Annotated in this window: 1 protein-coding gene; it reads right to left on the reverse strand. The window is 45.0% G+C overall.

The window, feature by feature from the left end:
* Positions 1 to 220: VCBS domain-containing protein (locus AB4496_RS27845; RefSeq protein ID WP_372133252.1), on the reverse strand; the 220-nt coding region annotated here is incomplete at both ends.

Consider the following 220-nt stretch of genomic DNA (forward strand, 5'->3'; position numbering starts at 1 on the left):
CATCAGCACCATTAATAGTGATTGTCACTTCACTTGTGGTTCCGTCAATCGCAGTAACCGTGTAAACCTCGGTGATAAATTCATCGTCATCGAGATATTGCACATCATCGTTGTCGACGACGTAAGTCCATTCGCCATCGTCGGTAATGGTCAACATACCCAACGCAATATCATTGGTCGAACCTTCAGGATTAAACGTTCCGTTAGGTTGAAAAGCCGC

The organism is Vibrio sp. 10N.222.46.A1, assembly GCF_041473595.1.
GTDB lineage: Bacteria > Pseudomonadota > Gammaproteobacteria > Enterobacterales > Vibrionaceae > Vibrio > Vibrio tasmaniensis_A.